This is a genomic window from Endozoicomonas montiporae CL-33, assembly GCF_001583435.1.
Lineage (GTDB): Bacteria > Pseudomonadota > Gammaproteobacteria > Pseudomonadales > Endozoicomonadaceae > Endozoicomonas_A > Endozoicomonas_A montiporae.
Genome location: NZ_CP013251.1, coordinates 2,616,039 through 2,631,895 on the forward strand (window position 1 = coordinate 2,616,039; position 15,857 = coordinate 2,631,895).

16 protein-coding genes are annotated in these 15,857 nt (G+C 48.7%); 9 read left to right on the top strand and 7 right to left on the bottom strand.

Translation table 11 applies throughout. The features are described from left to right. The first annotated feature begins 12 nt into the window (after positions 1-12). Positions 13-468, top strand: a complete 456-nt coding sequence (locus tag EZMO1_RS11950; protein WP_034873839.1) for an NfeD family protein — start codon at positions 13-15, stop codon at positions 466-468. 82 nt (positions 469-550) lie between these two features. Here EZMO1_RS11950 and EZMO1_RS11955 read toward each other — a convergent pair whose 3' ends face one another. Genes EZMO1_RS11955 through EZMO1_RS11965 form a run of 3 tightly spaced genes read right to left on the bottom strand, consistent with a single transcriptional unit; the run spans position 551 to position 4,391 of the window. Continuing rightward, positions 551-2,206, bottom strand: coding sequence for a hypothetical protein (locus tag EZMO1_RS11955; RefSeq protein ID WP_034873841.1), 1,656 nt, complete (start codon positions 2,204-2,206; stop codon positions 551-553). 43 nt (positions 2,207-2,249) lie between these two features. Further along, positions 2,250-3,230 (bottom strand): fumarylacetoacetate hydrolase family protein, encoded by a 981-nt coding sequence (locus EZMO1_RS11960; protein WP_034873843.1) that lies wholly within the window; start codon positions 3,228-3,230, stop codon positions 2,250-2,252. Positions 3,231-3,257: 27 nt separating this feature from the next. After that, on the bottom strand, positions 3,258-4,391 hold the full coding sequence (locus tag EZMO1_RS11965; RefSeq protein ID WP_034873845.1) for a homogentisate 1,2-dioxygenase: 1,134 nt from the start codon (positions 4,389-4,391) through the stop codon (positions 3,258-3,260). A 191-nt stretch (positions 4,392-4,582) separates the two neighbouring features. Here EZMO1_RS11965 and EZMO1_RS11970 point away from each other — a divergent pair, with 191 nt between their 5' ends. From EZMO1_RS11970 to EZMO1_RS11980, 3 genes are all read left to right on the top strand, one after another. Next, positions 4,583-5,605, top strand: coding sequence for a potassium channel family protein (locus tag EZMO1_RS11970; RefSeq protein ID WP_222842226.1), 1,023 nt, complete (start codon positions 4,583-4,585; stop codon positions 5,603-5,605). A gap of 240 nt (positions 5,606-5,845) precedes the next feature. Continuing rightward, complete coding sequence (gene greB, locus EZMO1_RS11975) at positions 5,846-6,331, top strand: transcription elongation factor GreB (protein WP_034873847.1); 486 nt, start codon at positions 5,846-5,848, stop codon at positions 6,329-6,331. Positions 6,332-6,547: 216 nt separating this feature from the next. Beyond that, entirely contained in the window at positions 6,548-6,922 is a 375-nt protein-coding gene (locus EZMO1_RS11980) for a hypothetical protein (RefSeq protein ID WP_222842227.1), read from the top strand. A gap of 99 nt (positions 6,923-7,021) precedes the next feature. On the opposite strand, the gene EZMO1_RS11985 is transcribed toward EZMO1_RS11980, so the two are convergent. Further along, positions 7,022-8,092: a 3-deoxy-7-phosphoheptulonate synthase gene (locus EZMO1_RS11985; protein WP_034873851.1), complete on the bottom strand. Its 1,071-nt coding sequence runs from the start codon at positions 8,090-8,092 to the stop codon at positions 7,022-7,024. A gap of 223 nt (positions 8,093-8,315) precedes the next feature. Further along, complete coding sequence (locus EZMO1_RS11990) at positions 8,316-9,086, bottom strand: sulfite exporter TauE/SafE family protein (protein ID WP_034873853.1); 771 nt, start codon at positions 9,084-9,086, stop codon at positions 8,316-8,318. 197 nt (positions 9,087-9,283) lie between these two features. Here EZMO1_RS11990 and cysB point away from each other — a divergent pair, with 197 nt between their 5' ends. Then, entirely contained in the window at positions 9,284-10,258 is a 975-nt protein-coding gene (gene cysB, locus EZMO1_RS11995; RefSeq protein WP_034873855.1) for an HTH-type transcriptional regulator CysB, read from the top strand. A 44-nt stretch (positions 10,259-10,302) separates the two neighbouring features. Here cysB and EZMO1_RS12000 read toward each other — a convergent pair whose 3' ends face one another. Beyond that, positions 10,303-10,584: a hypothetical protein gene (locus EZMO1_RS12000; RefSeq protein WP_034873857.1), complete on the bottom strand. Its 282-nt coding sequence runs from the start codon at positions 10,582-10,584 to the stop codon at positions 10,303-10,305. 143 nt (positions 10,585-10,727) lie between these two features. Between EZMO1_RS12000 and thrH the strand changes: the two genes are divergently transcribed. Then, on the top strand, positions 10,728-11,333 hold the full coding sequence (gene thrH, locus EZMO1_RS12005; RefSeq protein ID WP_034873859.1) for a bifunctional phosphoserine phosphatase/homoserine phosphotransferase ThrH: 606 nt from the start codon (positions 10,728-10,730) through the stop codon (positions 11,331-11,333). Positions 11,334-11,370: 37 nt separating this feature from the next. On the opposite strand, the gene pabB is transcribed toward thrH, so the two are convergent. Continuing rightward, positions 11,371-12,750: an aminodeoxychorismate synthase component I gene (gene pabB / locus EZMO1_RS12010; protein ID WP_034875243.1), complete on the bottom strand. Its 1,380-nt coding sequence runs from the start codon at positions 12,748-12,750 to the stop codon at positions 11,371-11,373. 263 nt (positions 12,751-13,013) lie between these two features. On the opposite strand from pabB, the gene EZMO1_RS12015 reads away from it, so the two are divergent. The 3 genes from EZMO1_RS12015 to prpC all read left to right on the top strand — a co-directional run bounded on the left by EZMO1_RS12015 (position 13,014) and on the right by prpC (position 15,807). Further along, a complete protein-coding gene (locus EZMO1_RS12015; RefSeq protein WP_236631964.1) occupies positions 13,014-13,688 on the top strand; it encodes a GntR family transcriptional regulator in 675 nt (224 codons plus the stop codon). Positions 13,689-13,754: 66 nt separating this feature from the next. Beyond that, positions 13,755-14,600 (top strand): isocitrate lyase/PEP mutase family protein, encoded by an 846-nt coding sequence (locus tag EZMO1_RS12020; RefSeq protein WP_034873864.1) that lies wholly within the window; start codon positions 13,755-13,757, stop codon positions 14,598-14,600. 82 nt (positions 14,601-14,682) lie between these two features. Further along, positions 14,683-15,807 carry a bifunctional 2-methylcitrate synthase/citrate synthase gene (gene prpC, locus EZMO1_RS12025; RefSeq protein ID WP_034873866.1) on the top strand — a complete coding sequence of 375 codons (1,125 nt, stop codon included), beginning with the start codon at positions 14,683-14,685 and terminating at the stop codon, positions 15,805-15,807. The last annotated feature ends 50 nt before the right edge of the window (positions 15,808-15,857 follow it).

Below are 15,857 nucleotides of genomic sequence, written 5' to 3' on the forward strand. Positions count from 1 at the left end.
AACGACACTATCATGATGGATTTTCTGTCGTCTATACAACCCTGGCACTGGTTGATTATGGGGTTTCTGTTTCTGGGCCTGGAAGCGCTGGGAACCGGAGGTTTTTTGCTGGGCAGTGCTTTGTCCGGATTATTGCTGGCTGCATTGCTCTGGTTAGTACCGGACTTAAGCTGGGGTTGGCAATTGGTCTGGTTCGGGGCGGGCAGCCTGGTGTTGACCGTGGCGTACTGGAAACTGTTCCGGCGCGTTAACGAGAAGTCTGACAACCATCAGCTTAATAACCGGGCTGCTCAGCTGGTTGGCCGGGTAGTAGAAGTTTCTGAGACGTTGGTTCATGGCCAGGGCAGGGTGCAGGTGGGTGATACACTCTGGAAAGTACAGGCTAGTGAAGCCATTGAAGCGGGTGCGAAGGTTGTTGTTGTCGGTGCGGATGGAATGACGTTGCTGGTTGAGCGTAACAGCAATTAAACCATTGTCATAGATTCCGATCCAAACGGCGACTTACAGGTTAACAGTAAGTCGCCGTTTTTTTGATGGGAGTATCCGCGCGTCAATCGACGCAGACCGCTTTGCTGGTAATGTCGCTGTCATTCATACACAGCTCACTCAGGTAGTCGGTCCACCAACGGGGAGCTGAACGCCAGCGGATGGTCTGTGAGATGTTTGAAAATTGCAGTTTGGCAAAAATCAACAGTCTTGACTGTGATACCGCCATCAGCCAACGGTTGTCTTTGCTGAATTCCAGCTGGGTTGGTTCGACCAGTGGCATAAACCCTTTCTTTTTACTTAATGACTGATGCACTTCCCAGCGCAGAATACCGTTCTGAGGCTTTAGAATAGTCAGGCGATCTTCATCTTCCTCTGCGACAGCTAAAAGGTTTGACCGATAAGCAAACTGGACATCGTGAGGAGCAAAACTGAAATCCGGGTGAATGTATTTGTCAGCTGTCTGAATAATGTCGCAACCGCCACTGTAGCACTGATGTATTTCCATCGGCTGGTTCGACAGGAACGGTGCAATGACAACAAACTGCCCGTTGGATGTCATACTCAGCTTGCTTGGAACGATCTTTGTCTTGATTTGATTCACAAGCTTAAATTTCCCGGTAAGATCGTTAAAGTAGAAGCGGTCAATCGGGTGTTTTGAAAGATGCTGATGGCTGGCTACTACGTAATTGGCAGACAGTTTTCTGCTCACTGCGATTCCATGAGGTGACTGGCCGAAGTTATTTTCTGTTGTTCGACCTACCTGTACCTGATCCGTTACCTGTTCCAGCCTGCCCAGAGCTTGGTTGAACTGCCATGCGGTTAGCCAGGTTGGCTTCTTGTTTCCTAAAGACGATCCCAGAGCAAAAAGATGTGTGCTTGTAGCACTGAATACAGTACTGCATACCCGGTATAGTTTATCTTTCTGGTGCTTTGATCTGTCGGTGGGCGAAAGAGAGGCCAATGGATTGATGGGTACATCACGAGCTTTGTACAGGTCGATTTTATGGTCATAGGCATCACCACCGACCACCCACTGCTGGTCAGGCGACAGGGACAGAGAACAGTACTCTGCCGGCATTTTCAGATTACGATTGATGCTCCAGTCCCACTTTCCCCGGTTATCGGTCAGAAGAATTTTAGTCAGATGTGTGTTTTTAAAACTGACAACGATTTCAGAGGAGGCGCTGAAAGTGGCGCTTGAAATAGTAGCGGCATCCTTATAAGCAAAATCAGTGGTTTTGTTGAAATCCATTTGTGTGTGATAGAAGTAGGTATCACTGTGGGGGGGATAGAGAGTCATCCAGTGCTGACGACTGACACCCAATCCGCTGAGGCTCGTGAGTTTTACCGGACCCTCACTGGCACTCAGAGTGCCTGTAAGAAAGAGATTCGGGCTCTCCTTTCCACGGGCATCACCATGCTCTGTAAGTTCGCTGGCAGTCATGGCCGGAGCAAAGACTACTTCCAGCTCATGGCAGCGGGACTCTGAAAATGTTAATTCAGCAGGCTCGTTTAGAAAACGAAACCCTTCAGGCGGTTTATCCAGAAGCAGTGATTCATTGGGATCAGTGTTACAAATCATAATGGTCTGGGTTTTTTCAGCGCCTGCAGGTACATGGCCAAAGTCTATGTGTTTGTCAAAAGACAAACCGGCCTGTAAATAGCCACTGAAAAACACTGAGGTGAGTACAAAAAAAGTGGCAGACTGTTTCTGCATGGCATGCTCTCTAATAGATTAGAAAGCTAAAAGTAGCAGATGCTTAGGAATTTCCCGTATAAGTCTGCTCAATGGCACCAAACAGGCTTTGCCCTTCCGGTGTGGTCACTTCTATGCGAACGGTATCTCCTGCTTTTAAGTACGGTGTCAGAGTTTGTCCTCCAGCTATGATTTCCAGCATTCTCTGCTCGACCAGACAACAGGATCCGGTACTTTTGTCTTTGTTGGATACGGTGCCAGAACCGATAATGGTACCTCTTCCCAGAGGTCTGGTTTTGGCGGCGTGGGCAATGAGCTGGTTGAAGTTAAAGGTCATATCCCGGGCACAGTCGGGATGCCCAAAAGGCTGGTTATTAAAATGAACTTGCATGGGCAGGCTGAGTTTTCCGTCCTGCCAATAAGTACCCAGTTCATCCGGCGTCACTGCAACAGGTCCAAACGTGCTGGGCGGTTTGCTCTGAACAAATCCAAAGCCTTTCTCCAGTTCATCGGGTATCAGGTTGCGTAACGAAATGTCGTTGCACAGGGTGACCAGAAGAATGTGCTTGTGAGCCTCTTCAGCACTGCAGCCCATTGGAACGTCATCGGTGATCACCGCCAGCTCGGCTTCAAAATCGACGCCCCAGGCGGAATTGGCAACAATATTGTCACAGGGACCCAACAGGTTATCGGAAACGCCCTGATACATCAGGGGATCTGTCCAGAACCGTTCTGGCATGGCAGCACCACGGGCTTTTCTGGCCAGTTCGACATGATTGACATAGGCACTTCCGTCCAGCCATTGGGTGGCTCTGGGCAGAGGAGCACTGCAACGTGCCGGGTTAAAGGGAGTGGCTTTGCTCTCCAGATTGCCAGCATTAAGATCCTGCTGACAACGGACAAGCTGTGGTAACAGGTTATCCCAGTTGTCGAGACAGTCTCTCAGGGTACTGGCAATGTCGGGAACGGGTATCGCCAGTTTGAGATCACTGGACACCATGTGCAGTTGACCATCTCGTCCGGACTGGTAGCTGGCAAGTTTCATGGTCGTATCCTGCTATTTTTTATCGGGTTAGAGAGGGCTTTTCCATGAATCGGCATAGGCTTTGATGTCCACCTGTTCCGCCTGACTGGACATCTGCAACGGACGCCGGGTATCAATCATCACTGCCACTTCATTGGTGAAGGTGTGAGGATCTTCCTGACTTTTCTTCAGGGCTTTAGGATGTGGGCCGTGGGGAAAGCCGCAGGGATGGAAGGTAATCATGCCTGCATCAATGTGATCACGGCTGAAAAAGTTGCCCTGATGATAAAAAATGACTTCATCAAAATCGTCATTGTTATGGAAAAAGGGCACCTTCAGCGCATCAGGGTCTGTTTCAATAGGGCGGGGGCAGAATGTACAGACAACAAAGCCCTGACCGACAAATGTCGTATGAACCGATGGCGGCAGATGGTAACGATGGCTGGTCAGAGGACGGATATCGCGCCAGTTCAGTCTTACGACTGTATTGGTGCCGTGCCAGCCAACCGCATCAAGGGGGTTGAACGGATAAGTCAGGGTTGAAATAGCGTCCAGCCGTTTGATGCGAATCTGCCATTCGTTCTCGTCCTGCTGAGCTTTGAACTGATCATTGATTTCAGGGTGATCGAGAACGGCGGGATCGTAAATAGCGTTGTAGCCCGTGACACCTTTATCAGGTAAACGATAGCAGCCGTCCTTGTTCTCGATCATCAGTATATCAACTGGCTGCGGTGTTTCTATTCGCCAGGCAGTACCTCTGGGGATAACCAGATAATCGCCTTCGGTGATGGACAGGTGTCCGTAATCGCAGAAAAAATCCCCCTGTCCCTGATGAATAAACAGCAGCTCATCGCCGTCACTGTTTCGTACCAGATGCTCCATGGATTTTGGTAGTTGCCAGTAGCGAATAGCAGTGTCCTGATTATACAGAAAGGGCGTAACGGACCATGGGCAGTCCAGTGTACTGTTCAGCTTGGTAAGATCCAGGGCGTGTGGGCGCAGCGGGCCTTCAAAATGGCTCCAGCCGGTGGGAGGGTGCTGGTGATGCATCTGTGTCACCGGACCGAAAAAACCTTCGCGTCCGAGTTCGCGCTCATAAGTACCTTCGGGTAGATCGCAGTGTGCCTGCCGGGAGCACTGGCCTTCACGCAGTGGCAGGTGAATCCAAGGTTTTTGACTCATCAATGGGCTCCGGTTGCAGTCAGTAACGTTAAGAGTTCCATAGGTCGTGTTATTGGTATTATTTCATGGCAAGGGTGCTGACAGTATGAACACTTATGACATATAGACGATAGTGTTATGCTTGTCATGAATTTATTAGCTTAAAGCGATGGTTGAATGTGGTAAAGCTACTTAAGACCACCCTGTTCTATTTGAATCAGCAATTGGTCCGGTTAACCTGGCTTGCCATTGTGGCATTGCTGTGTGCTCTGTATTTTGGCAGCTGGTTTTTAATGGAGCTTTCGGGCGAACAGGGACTGACTGAACCGGGTGTCTGGTTTTACTATTTTGTCACTACGGCCACCACCATTGGCTATGGTGATCTGAGTCCCCAGACAATGGGGGGGCGAATGGTGGCTGCGTTTTTTATGATGCCTGGCGCCGTGGTGGTGTTTGCGGCATTTCTAGGAAAAATGTCGTCTACTTTTGTCAATATCTGGAGAAAAGGCATGCAGGGAAAAGGCGATTATTCCATGTTCGATGACCATATTGTCATACTCGGCTGGAACCCTGAGCATACGACACAGATGGTAAACCTGATCTATGGTGATACCCGCAGAATTGCCCGTAAGGTGGTGCTGTGTGCAACAGAAGAGATGGATAATCCATTCCCTGATTCTGTTCACTTTGTTCGTGGGGAGAACTTGCACAGCGAAGATCTTTTGAGGCGATCCGGCATACGTTCGGCTTCTCGCATCATTATCTATCGTGGCAATGACGACAAAACCCTTGCCTCCTGCCTGACTGTGGTAGCGACAGGAACCGATGCCCATATTGTTGCCTGGTTTGATACTCAGGGTATGGCAGACTTATTAAAATCACATTGTCCGCAGGTTGAGTGTCATTCGGATATTTCAATGGAAATGCTGGTCAGGTCGGCTCAGGATCCGGGATCATCACGAATTCAGGAGCAATTGTTATCCACCCTTCAGGGGCCAACTCAGTTTTCTATCATTGTGCCTGAAGGTTTTGGATCGGTGAGCTTTTCCAGACTGATGAGTTATTTTAAAACAGAATATGAAGCCATGATTCTGGGGGTGGCAGAAACGGTTACCGGCGATGATCTGCAGTTGAACCCGGACAGTGACTATCAGGTGAAAGATAAGCAAGTCATTTACTATATGGCTTCCGAGCGAATCCATAGTCACGATGTTGATTGGGGAAAATGCAGATAGTTGGCAGATGCAACGGTTACGCAAAACGATGATTAACGATAGGGTGCGCAGGTTTTGATATTTGCGCTCTGTTCAGTATCATTTATCCAATCATATTGTTAATGTCTATTTGCTTCATTACCTTGTGCCTCATCAGGTTATTTAAGAGGGTAATGGATTATGGTGACTTACAGTCATAGTTGAGGTGGAGGGGTGGCTGCTTATATTATTTATGTTTAGAAAAGATATGATGGCACATTAATGAAGTCCAACCTGATTACCCGCGCCGGAAAGGAAGCTTTGCAAAAAGAACTCGAATGGCTCTGGAAAGTGAAAAGGCCTCAGGTGACTCAGGCTGTATCAGAAGCCGCAGCCCTTGGAGACAGGTCTGAAAATGCTGAATACAAAGAAGGCAAGCGGGAGCTACGCAGTATAGATCGCAGGCTGCGTTTTCTGACCAAACGACTTGAGAGTGTAAAAGTAGTAGATTATTCACCAGAGCAAGAAGGGAAGTGTTTCTTTGGTGCCTGGGTTGAAATTGAGAGTGAAACCGGCGAAATCCTGCGTTGTCGTATAGTCGGTTCAGATGAAATTGATGTCAGCAAAGGTCATATTACCATCGATTCCCCTATGGCAAAGGCACTGATTGGTAAGCAGGTTGACGACGAGGTGGTCGTGAAAACCCCTGAAGGAGAGAAATTCTGGTTTATTCTTAAGATACAGTATCAACCCTTTGAGTCAGTTTGATGGGGATCAGCTGTTCATGTACATATTTTTTGTCGTATAACTAGACTGGTATTTTTACTTAAATTTCGTGATTCCGGTATGCCATGAGTGCATAATCGTGTATGGTCTTCCGCCTTTTATGTCTGGCATTTTTTCGGTACTTTGATAGCAGTACCTTGATATGGGTACTTTGATCCCGTGAAGCGATACAAGCAAACCATTCTGTCCAATTTTTTCGTGGCTATTGATTCTGGAAACGCTGAGGCCGGTGACGGAGACTACCATCTGGTGGAAGCAAATCTGGATATTGAGTCCCGGGATGACCGTACTTTGTGTACCGAGGTACTGCATGGCAACTTTCGCTATGAGGTGCTGACGAACCATCTTTTAAGCCAGGCTTGCCCGATTTGTTCCGCCATCCTGAAGCGTCGTATCAGCAATATGCCACTTGAGCGTAAAGGTGGTGCCCTGAATGCTTTTGAGGAAGTGGATGAAGAGGTGCCGGAAACTCAAATGGCGCTGATACTGGAAAGCGGTGATCAGGAGCAGGAAGAGCTGGATACAGAAGTGACTCCACAGAGCCACTCTCCGCAATTTGAATTGTTTGGTTAAGTTCTGACTGAATAATACCAATCCCATCTTCTAAATATGAATTGGTATAAGACCGGAAAAGTACAACGATTTTCCGGTCGTTCTTTATAGTAAGCGTTTTTACTGAACTCGTTTCCTTGCGGGAAGAACGTCTTTAAGCTTATTGTGCATAGCTCGCAGAGTTGTTTCTGTGGTTTCCCAGTCGATGCAGGCGTCAGTCACCGAAACACCGTACTCCATTTTGTCACTGATTTTTTGCGCACCCCAGCCAATATTGCTTTCGACCATCAGTCCAACGATAGATTCATTGCCTTCTATGATCTGGTTGGTCACGTTTTCCAGCACCAGAGGCTGCAGACTTGGGTCTTTATTAGAGTTGGCGTGAGAGCAGTCCACCATGATGTTGGGTTTGATACCGGCCTTGTGCAGTTCCTGTTCGCAGATGGCCACGCTGACTGAGTCATAGTTCGGTTTCTCACTGCCGCCACGCAGAACGACATGACCATAGGGGTTACCTTTGGTTCTCGTGACTGCAACCTGACCATTGCCGCTGATACCTAGGAAACGGTGGGGCTTTGATACGGAGTTCAGAGCGTTGATTGCGACTTCCAGTCCGCCATCCGTACCGTTTTTAAATCCAACCGCCGATGACAGACCGCTGGCCATTTCACGGTGGGTCTGCGATTCTGTGGTACGCGCTCCAATGGCTGACCAGGCGACCAGATCCTGAAGGTACTGGGGAGAAATGGGATCCAGTGCCTCCGTTGCTGTCGGTAAACCCATTTCAGCCACATCCATCAGTAAGCGCCGGCCAATATGCAGGCCGTCCGCGATCTTGAAAGAGTCGTTCAGGTAAGGGTCATTAATGAGACCCTTCCAGCCAACGGTGGTTCTTGGCTTTTCAAAATACACCCGCATGACCAGATATAAGGTATCCCCGACCTCTTCACTGAGTGCTTTCAGCCTCTGGGCGTAATCAAGAGCAGCACTGACATCATGGATGGAGCAGGGACCAATAACAATGAACAGACGAGGATCTTTGCCATCAATAATATCCCGTATGATCTGACGGCTTTCGGATACGGTACGGGCAGCGGCCTCACTGACAGGAATTTCCTGCTTCAGGAGTTCCGGTGTGACCAGTACTTCCTGAGATTCAATGTTAAGGTTTTCGATAGGTAATGCAGTCATGATGTTCTCAGTCCGGGGCTTTTATCATTGTTACTCCCTCGTCAAGGGGGATTTACTCACCGAGCAGTCTGTTGTTTTCAGATCGCAGTAAAAACCGACATAGCTTGACGGTGGACAGTCACTCTAATTCATGAGGGACAGGGGCTGCAACTGTTACTGAAGAATTGAACCGGATTTCACAGAACTATTGTGCAGTGATACTTTGGCGATCATGGTTTAACAGCTAAATCAGATAACGAATACCAAGAATAAGCAGTATGCTGGCCAGAAGAATGCGCATTGCGTTCTCCGGCAGATGTCGTCCAAGACGGGTGCCGAAATGGACTGCAGGCAGAGAACCGATCAGCAGGACACCAAGTAGTCCAAAGTCAACATTGCCCAGCCAGATATGGCCAAGTCCTGCGACCAGGGTGAGTGGAACGGCGTGGGCTATATCGGTACCAACCACCTTCACCGGGGAGAGCATTGGATACAGCATCAACAAAATAGCGGTTCCCAGTGCTCCGGCTCCAACGGACGAGAGTGTGACCAGAACCCCCAGCAAAGCCCCCATCATTACCGTGACATTGAAGCGGCGCTGGTCTGACCATTGCGCGTTATTCAGGATGCGGATTGACATTAGCTGGCGACGAAAGAACAGTACGAGAGCGGTTAAAGAAAGCATAAAACCAAGGCAGGTTGTTAAGATCAGGCTATAATGATCGCTCCCGGCAAACATGTATTTCAGGGTGATAATGGTCGCGATGGTAGTAGGAATACTGCCTGCACACATAGCTTTGACCAGCAGCCAGTCCACGCTTTTCTGGCGATGGTGTGTCAGCACCCCGCCGCTCTTGGTCAAGGCGGCATACATAAGGTCGGTACCAATGGCGATATGCGCCGGAAAACCAAAAACGAGCAGTAGCGGAGTCATGAGAGATCCGCCTCCGATACCGGTTAAACCTACCGCAAATCCCACGCAGGCACCTGCCGAAATGTAGAGTAATGCATCCATGAAATATGGTCTAAAGTTATAAGTAGCTCAGGCGATGTTTGAAATCATGATATTAAACACATGATTTGCTGGTAACTGTAGCGACCGGCTTGTATTCTTGGAAGTAATTAAATGCTATTCGCTTATATCGTATAGTACTAAGAATACAGAATAAATTTTCATGCTATAGGTTTAGTAAGCTTGACCGGAGGCCATAAATGAAGCTGCAACAACTGCGCTATATCTGGGAGGTCGCCCACCATGACCTCAACGTTTCAGCCACAGCGCAGAGCCTTTACACTTCCCAGCCCGGTATCAGTAAACAAATTCGATTACTTGAAGATGAACTCGGTGTTGAAGTGTTTGCCCGCAGCGGTAAGCATTTGACGAGAATCACACCTGCAGGCGAAAAGATCATTGATACTGCCGGTGAAATTCTGAGAAAAGTCGAAAGCATCAAACAGGTGGCCCAGGAGTTCAGCGATGAACGTAAAGGGAGTCTGTCTATTGCCACGACCCACACTCAGGCCCGTTATGCGCTGCCTGACATCATCAACAAATTTATTGCCCAATACCCGGATGTTTCACTGCATATGCATCAGGGAACACCTATCCAGATTGCCGAAATGGCCGCGGATGGTACCGTTGACTTTGCCATTGCCACGGAAGCTCTGGAGCTGTTCAACGATTTGGTCATGATGCCCTGTTATCGTTGGAATCGTTGCGTCCTTGTACCCAAAGACCATCCTCTCACCCAGGTATCGGAGCTGACACTTCAGGATGTTGCCCGTTACCCGCTGGTGACTTATGTATTTGGTTTTACCGGTCGCTCCAAGCTGGATGAAGCTTTCATGAACGAAGGGCTGTCGCCCAGAGTCGTATTTACTGCGACCGATGCGGATGTCATTAAAACCTATGTTCGCCTGAATCTCGGAGTCGGCATTATTGCCGGTATGGCCTATGACCCGGAACTCGATTCAGATCTGGTTCCCCTGAATGCCAGCCATCTGTTCGAACCCAGTGTCACCAAGATTGGTTTCCGCAGAGGTACTTTCCTGCGTGGCTTTATGTACGATTTCATCCAGCAGTTTGCACCACACCTGACAAAAGAGGTGGTGCAGGATGCGATTTCCCGTCATAATAAAGCTGAAGTGGATGAACTGTTTTCCGGTGTGCAGTTACCGACTCATTAAACACAATTCATTAAAACAAGATATCAGGATAAAAACGGCGGCTATCAAGCCGCCGTTTTTTCAAGAACATCCTTTACCAGTTTGAAGTAAATGGTATAAATCCGTGCTTCTTTGCCTTCCTCTTCAACGATAAAGAAGGGGGCTTTATCCACCTGGTAATAGTCAGCCAGCAGAGCACCTTCGCTGCCTGCATCGTTTTCAACATAATCCGCAAAATGGGTTATCCGGCTGACAAACCCTGATTCTTCCAGTCGCTTTTGAACATCAATACATTTTTTGCAGTGTAATCCATCTGCCATTCTTTTTTTTACCATTGTGATACGCATAGTGACTCCTCATTTTTAATGAGAGATTTTAACAGCTACCGTTATGAGCTTATTATCTAAAGTTAGAATAACTTCATCTATTATTAGTCACTTGTGGTATATTCCGTCGATCAATAAACACAATAGCCGCAGGAAAGAAGAAGATGGAAGTGGTTTGTCTGGACCTTGAAGGGGTATTGGTTCCGGAAATATGGATCGAATTTGCCAAACATACCGGCATTGATGAACTGAAAGCGACTACCCGTGATATTTCGGATTACGATGAGTTGATGTCAATGCGTCTGGGTGTACTCAAAAAACACGGGCTGGGGCTCGCTGAAATTCAGCTGGTGATTGCTACGTTGTCGCCACTACCGGGTGCTAAAGATTTTTTGGACTGGGTTCGTGAACGTTATCAACTGATTATTCTGTCTGATACTTTTTATGAATTTGCTGATCCGCTGATGGTGCAGCTGGGACGACCCACCCTGTTTTGTCACAGGCTGGAGATTGACCAGCAGGGTATGGTGGCAGGCTACAGGCTCAGGCAGGAAGATCCCAAACGTTGTTCAGTCAAAGCACTGAAGTCACTTAACTATCGGGTGATTGCCGCTGGTGATTCCTACAATGACACCACCATGTTAAGTGAAGCCGACGCCGGTTTTCTGTTCCATGCACCTGATAATGTCATCAGGGAGTTTCCGCAGTTTCCAGCCATCCACAGTTATGAAGCGTTGCAGCAGGCATTTCTTGATGTGAAGTTTGGCTGATGGAACCTGACAGACCGGATCAGCGGTCTGTCGTTCATCACATGTTTTCCAACCCGTGCATCAGGTTTTTAACTTTGGTCACGGACTCCTGATATTCCTGTTCACAGTCAGAGTCAGCCACAATCGCACCGCCGCCCCAGCAGTGTAAACGATTGTTCTGGGCAATCAGTGACCGGATGGTAATGCTGGTATCCATCTGACCGTCAGTGCTGATGTAACCAATAGAGCCACAATAAATATTGCGTGCAGAGGCTTCCAGTTCACGAATGATTTCCATGGAACGAATTTTGGGTGCGCCGGTGATGGAACCGCCGGGAAAGGCGTGGAACAGAGCATCCAGAGCCTGATGCTCTTCATCCAGTTCGCCGGTGACAGTGCTGACCAGATGATGGACGTTGGCATAGCTCTCAAGCCCGAACAGCCTGGGTACTTTTATGCTGCCGGTTTTACAGATTTTGCCCAGATCATTGCGTAGCAGATCAACAATCATAAGATTTTCTGCACGATCCTTTTCACAGGCCAGTAGCTCCTCGGCATGCTGCCTGTCTTCCTGGTCGGAAGTTCCCCGTGGACGGGTACCTTTGATCGGATGAGTTTCCACATGTCGATCCAGCACTTTGATGAATCGCTCCGGGGAGTGACTGAGAATGTCAAAATCAGGGTGTGACAGATAGGCAGAATAAGGAGCAGGACTGACTTTTCGAAGTTTTTTATAAGCTGCCCAGCTTTGCCCCTGATAGCTGGCAGTAAATTCCTGAGTCAGATTCACTTCATAACAGTCACCGGCCAGAATGTAGTCCTGAATACGGTTGAAAGCCTGCTCATACTCAGCCTTGGTGATGGAAGGTTTAAAATTGCTGGTTAGTTTAAACGTCGCTGACTGGTTATCGGGCTGCTGGTCAATCAGTGCCAGAACTTTCTCTCTGTCGGGTTTTGAACAGTCCGGATGAAATACAATGTGTGTTTTTTTCAGTTCATGGTCCGTGATCAGTGCCCAGTGGTATAAGCCGACACTCATTAGCGGTGTTTGCATTTCGCGACTGGCGATACGCCTTGATTCCAGCACCGATGCCAGTTCGTAACCCCAGAACCCCATGGCTCCACCGGTAAAGGGCAGATGACTGCCGGAAACGGGTGTCATCTGTTCCAGCAGTTGCGAGAGCAGCTCAAAACAGCACTGCTGATCATGTCGGGTGACTGTATTGGTTTTGTGATATGTGACGTTTGTCTGGCCTTGATTATCGACCGCTACAACAGCCCAGGGGTTTGCAGAAATAATATCGTAACGACTGTGCGATTCTGAATAACCAGAACCGCCACTGTCGAGAAAGCAGGGCAGGCGCTCATTCAGAAAGCGTTCGAACCAGAGGCTGGAATCAGCCAGATAGTCCAGATCAACGATGATCAGTTCGTTCATATAGGCCATAAAGTAGCGTGAAAATGAGCTATCAAAGATAGCGGGCAAAATGTGCAGGCATTCTACCTGTAGTCAGGGCTGACCGCTACGGAGAATACCTGCCAGCGTGCCTGATCACGGATGGATACAGTCCCAACGTTTAAATGGGTTCAAAAGTAATATTGTCTACAATATTCTTGTAAAAGATGCTTTTCAGGTGTATAAAATGGCAAAAATTATAATAACTGTAAACAATATCCGTTTATATCTCCATGAATAGCCCTGTGACAGCTGATCAGCAGACTGCTGGCAAAACCATTGCTCAGGAAGTGACCACTGTACTTGTCAATGACATCGTGACAGGGGTATTGCCACAGGGCAGTAAAATTTCTGAACCCGATTTATCCAGACGCTATCAGGTAGGCAGAGGTCCGTTGCGTGAAGCGATACTGCGCCTGGAAGGCATGGGGCTGGTGGTGAGAGCAGCCCATATTGGTGCGCGTGTGGTCACCCTCACTCCTGCAGACCTGTCTGATATTTTTTCTCTTCGTGAAGCTCTGGAAGGTATGGCAGCCCGACTGGCCGCAGAGTCTATGTCACAACATGAGCTGGATGATCTCGAACAGTTGTTGGATAAACATGCCGACTATCTGCACCGGCATGACGGTCAGGAATACATCGAGCAGCAGGGAGAGTACGACTTTCATTACCGTGTCATTCAGGGGTCTGATAATCAGAGATTGATACAGTCTCTGTGCAACGAACTTTATCATCTGGTACGACTTTATCGACACTCCAGTGGTCGTAAAGGAAGGCCTGAACAGGCTCTGGACGAACATCGAATGATTTTGAAAGCCTTGCAGGATCGTGATGGCGAACTGGCCGAGATGCTGATGCGTCGCCATATTGCCCGTTCCCGAAAGGCGATTGAACAGGCTTTGGGTTCCGGCCTGGCGTAATTTCACAAAGGAATACGCACAAGCGGGTTCTGATCTTAACAATAACTATTCCGAGGAGAGCGTTTTATGTCAGTGACCGATAAAGACAACGCCCTGAATCGCCTGATTCTTGAGCAGGGTATTGTGACTGCCCCGGGCGTTTACGATGGCCTTTCGACCCGGCTTGCTGAAGAAGCGGGCTTTTCTGCCCTTTATGCCAGTGGTGGTGCCATTGCCCGCAGCACCGGAGTGCCCGATATTGGCCTGCTGACACTGACAGAAGTGGTGGACCGGGTTCGGCAGATTTGCGAAGCCACTGCATTGCCCGTCATAGCGGATGCCGATACCGGGTTTGGCAACGAGGTGAATGTAAAGCGCACGGTTGAGTTGTTTAAAAATGCCGGCGTGTCAGCCTTTCATCTTGAAGATCAGGAATTTCCCAAGCGTTGCGGTCATCTCGATGGCAAATCTCTGGTGTCAGCGGAAGAGATGTGTAAGAAGATTGAAGTCGCCAGCAAATACGCTGCTGATGTGATGGTCATTGCCCGGACGGATGCCATAGCGGTGACCGGTTTTGACGATGCCATTGCACGAGCCGTTGCCTATGTTGAGGCAGGTGCAGATATGCTGTTTGTTGAAGCGCCACAAACCGTTCAACAGATTGAAGCCATTGCAAAACAGGCTCCGGGTCCCAAGCTAATCAATATGTTTTATGGTGGTAAAACGCCTCTGGTACCAGCAGCAGATCTGAAGGCCATGGGATATCAGTTGATTATCATTCCATCGGATCTTCAGCGTGCTGCCATGACGGCAATGAAAGAAGTACTCGATGTCATCAGGCGTGACGGTGACAGTGGGGCAATTGCCGATGACATGCTGACGTTTCAGGATCGTGAGCGACTGGTTAAAACAAAAGACTTTTTAAATCCATAATAATCAGATAATTAAGATGCATTTTTAATGTGTTTTCTAGCTAATGTAATAACAACATCCATAACAAGAATGGAGTAACACCATGGCTGAGAAGAAACTGGGTGGCGCAGGTTTGCGTGGTCAGAGTGCAGGTTCAACAGCTCTGTGTACTGTGGGGCAATCCGGCACCGGGCTGACTTACTGTGGTTATGATATTTCCGAACTGGCCGAGCACGCTACGTTCGAAGAAGTGGCTTACCTGCTGTTCAATGGTGAGCTGCCTGATGCGGGTGAACTGTCCGGTTATAAAGAACGACTGAAAGCGTTTCGGGGTCTGCCAGAACCTTTGAAAATCTGTCTGGAACAGATTCCTGCGGATGCTCACCCCATGGATGTCCTTCGTACCGGCACATCGGTGCTTGGCAATCTGGAAACCGAGAAAAACTTCGGCGAACAACAGGATGTTGCTGACCGACTGTTGGGTGCTTTGCCGTCAATGCTTCTGTATTGGTATCACTTCAGTCACAACGGTGAGCGGATTGAAACTGAAGTCGGGGACGATTCCATTGCGGGTCACTTCCTCACCATGCTCCATGGCAAAGAACCTTCAGCGGATCATCGGCGTTGTCTGGATGTCTCCCTGATTCTTTATGCCGAGCATGAATTTAACGCTTCTACCTTTACCGCCAGAGTCTGCGCATCCACGTTGTCTGATATGCATTCCTGCGTCACTGGCGCCATTGGTTCTCTGCGTGGCCCACTGCATGGCGGTGCTAACGAAGCGGCCATGGATATGATTGAGCAGTTCAGCTCCGTTGAAGAAGCGGTGGAAGGTGTGAAAGGCATGTTAGCCCGTAAGGATAAGATCATGGGCTTTGGTCATGCCATTTACCGTGAGTCAGACCCTCGTAACGCGATTATCAAACAGTGGTCGAAAAAGTTGGGTGCAGAAGTGGGCGACCGGGTGCTGTACCCGGTATCGGAAGCCATTGAACAACTGATGTGGGACGAAAAGAAGCTGTTCTGTAATGCTGACTTCTTCCATGCTTCGGCTTATAACTTTATGGGTATCCCCACCAAACTGTTTACCCCGATCTTTGTCTGCTCAAGGGTGTCCGGCTGGACCGCTCATGTGATGGAGCAGCGTGCTAACAACAGGATTATCAGACCTTCTGCGGATTATGTGGGTGCAGAGCCTCGTAGCTGGATTCCTCTGGAAGACCGTTAACTGAAAACATGCCGCCATTGCATCCATTGTCATTCGCAGTGGCGGACTTC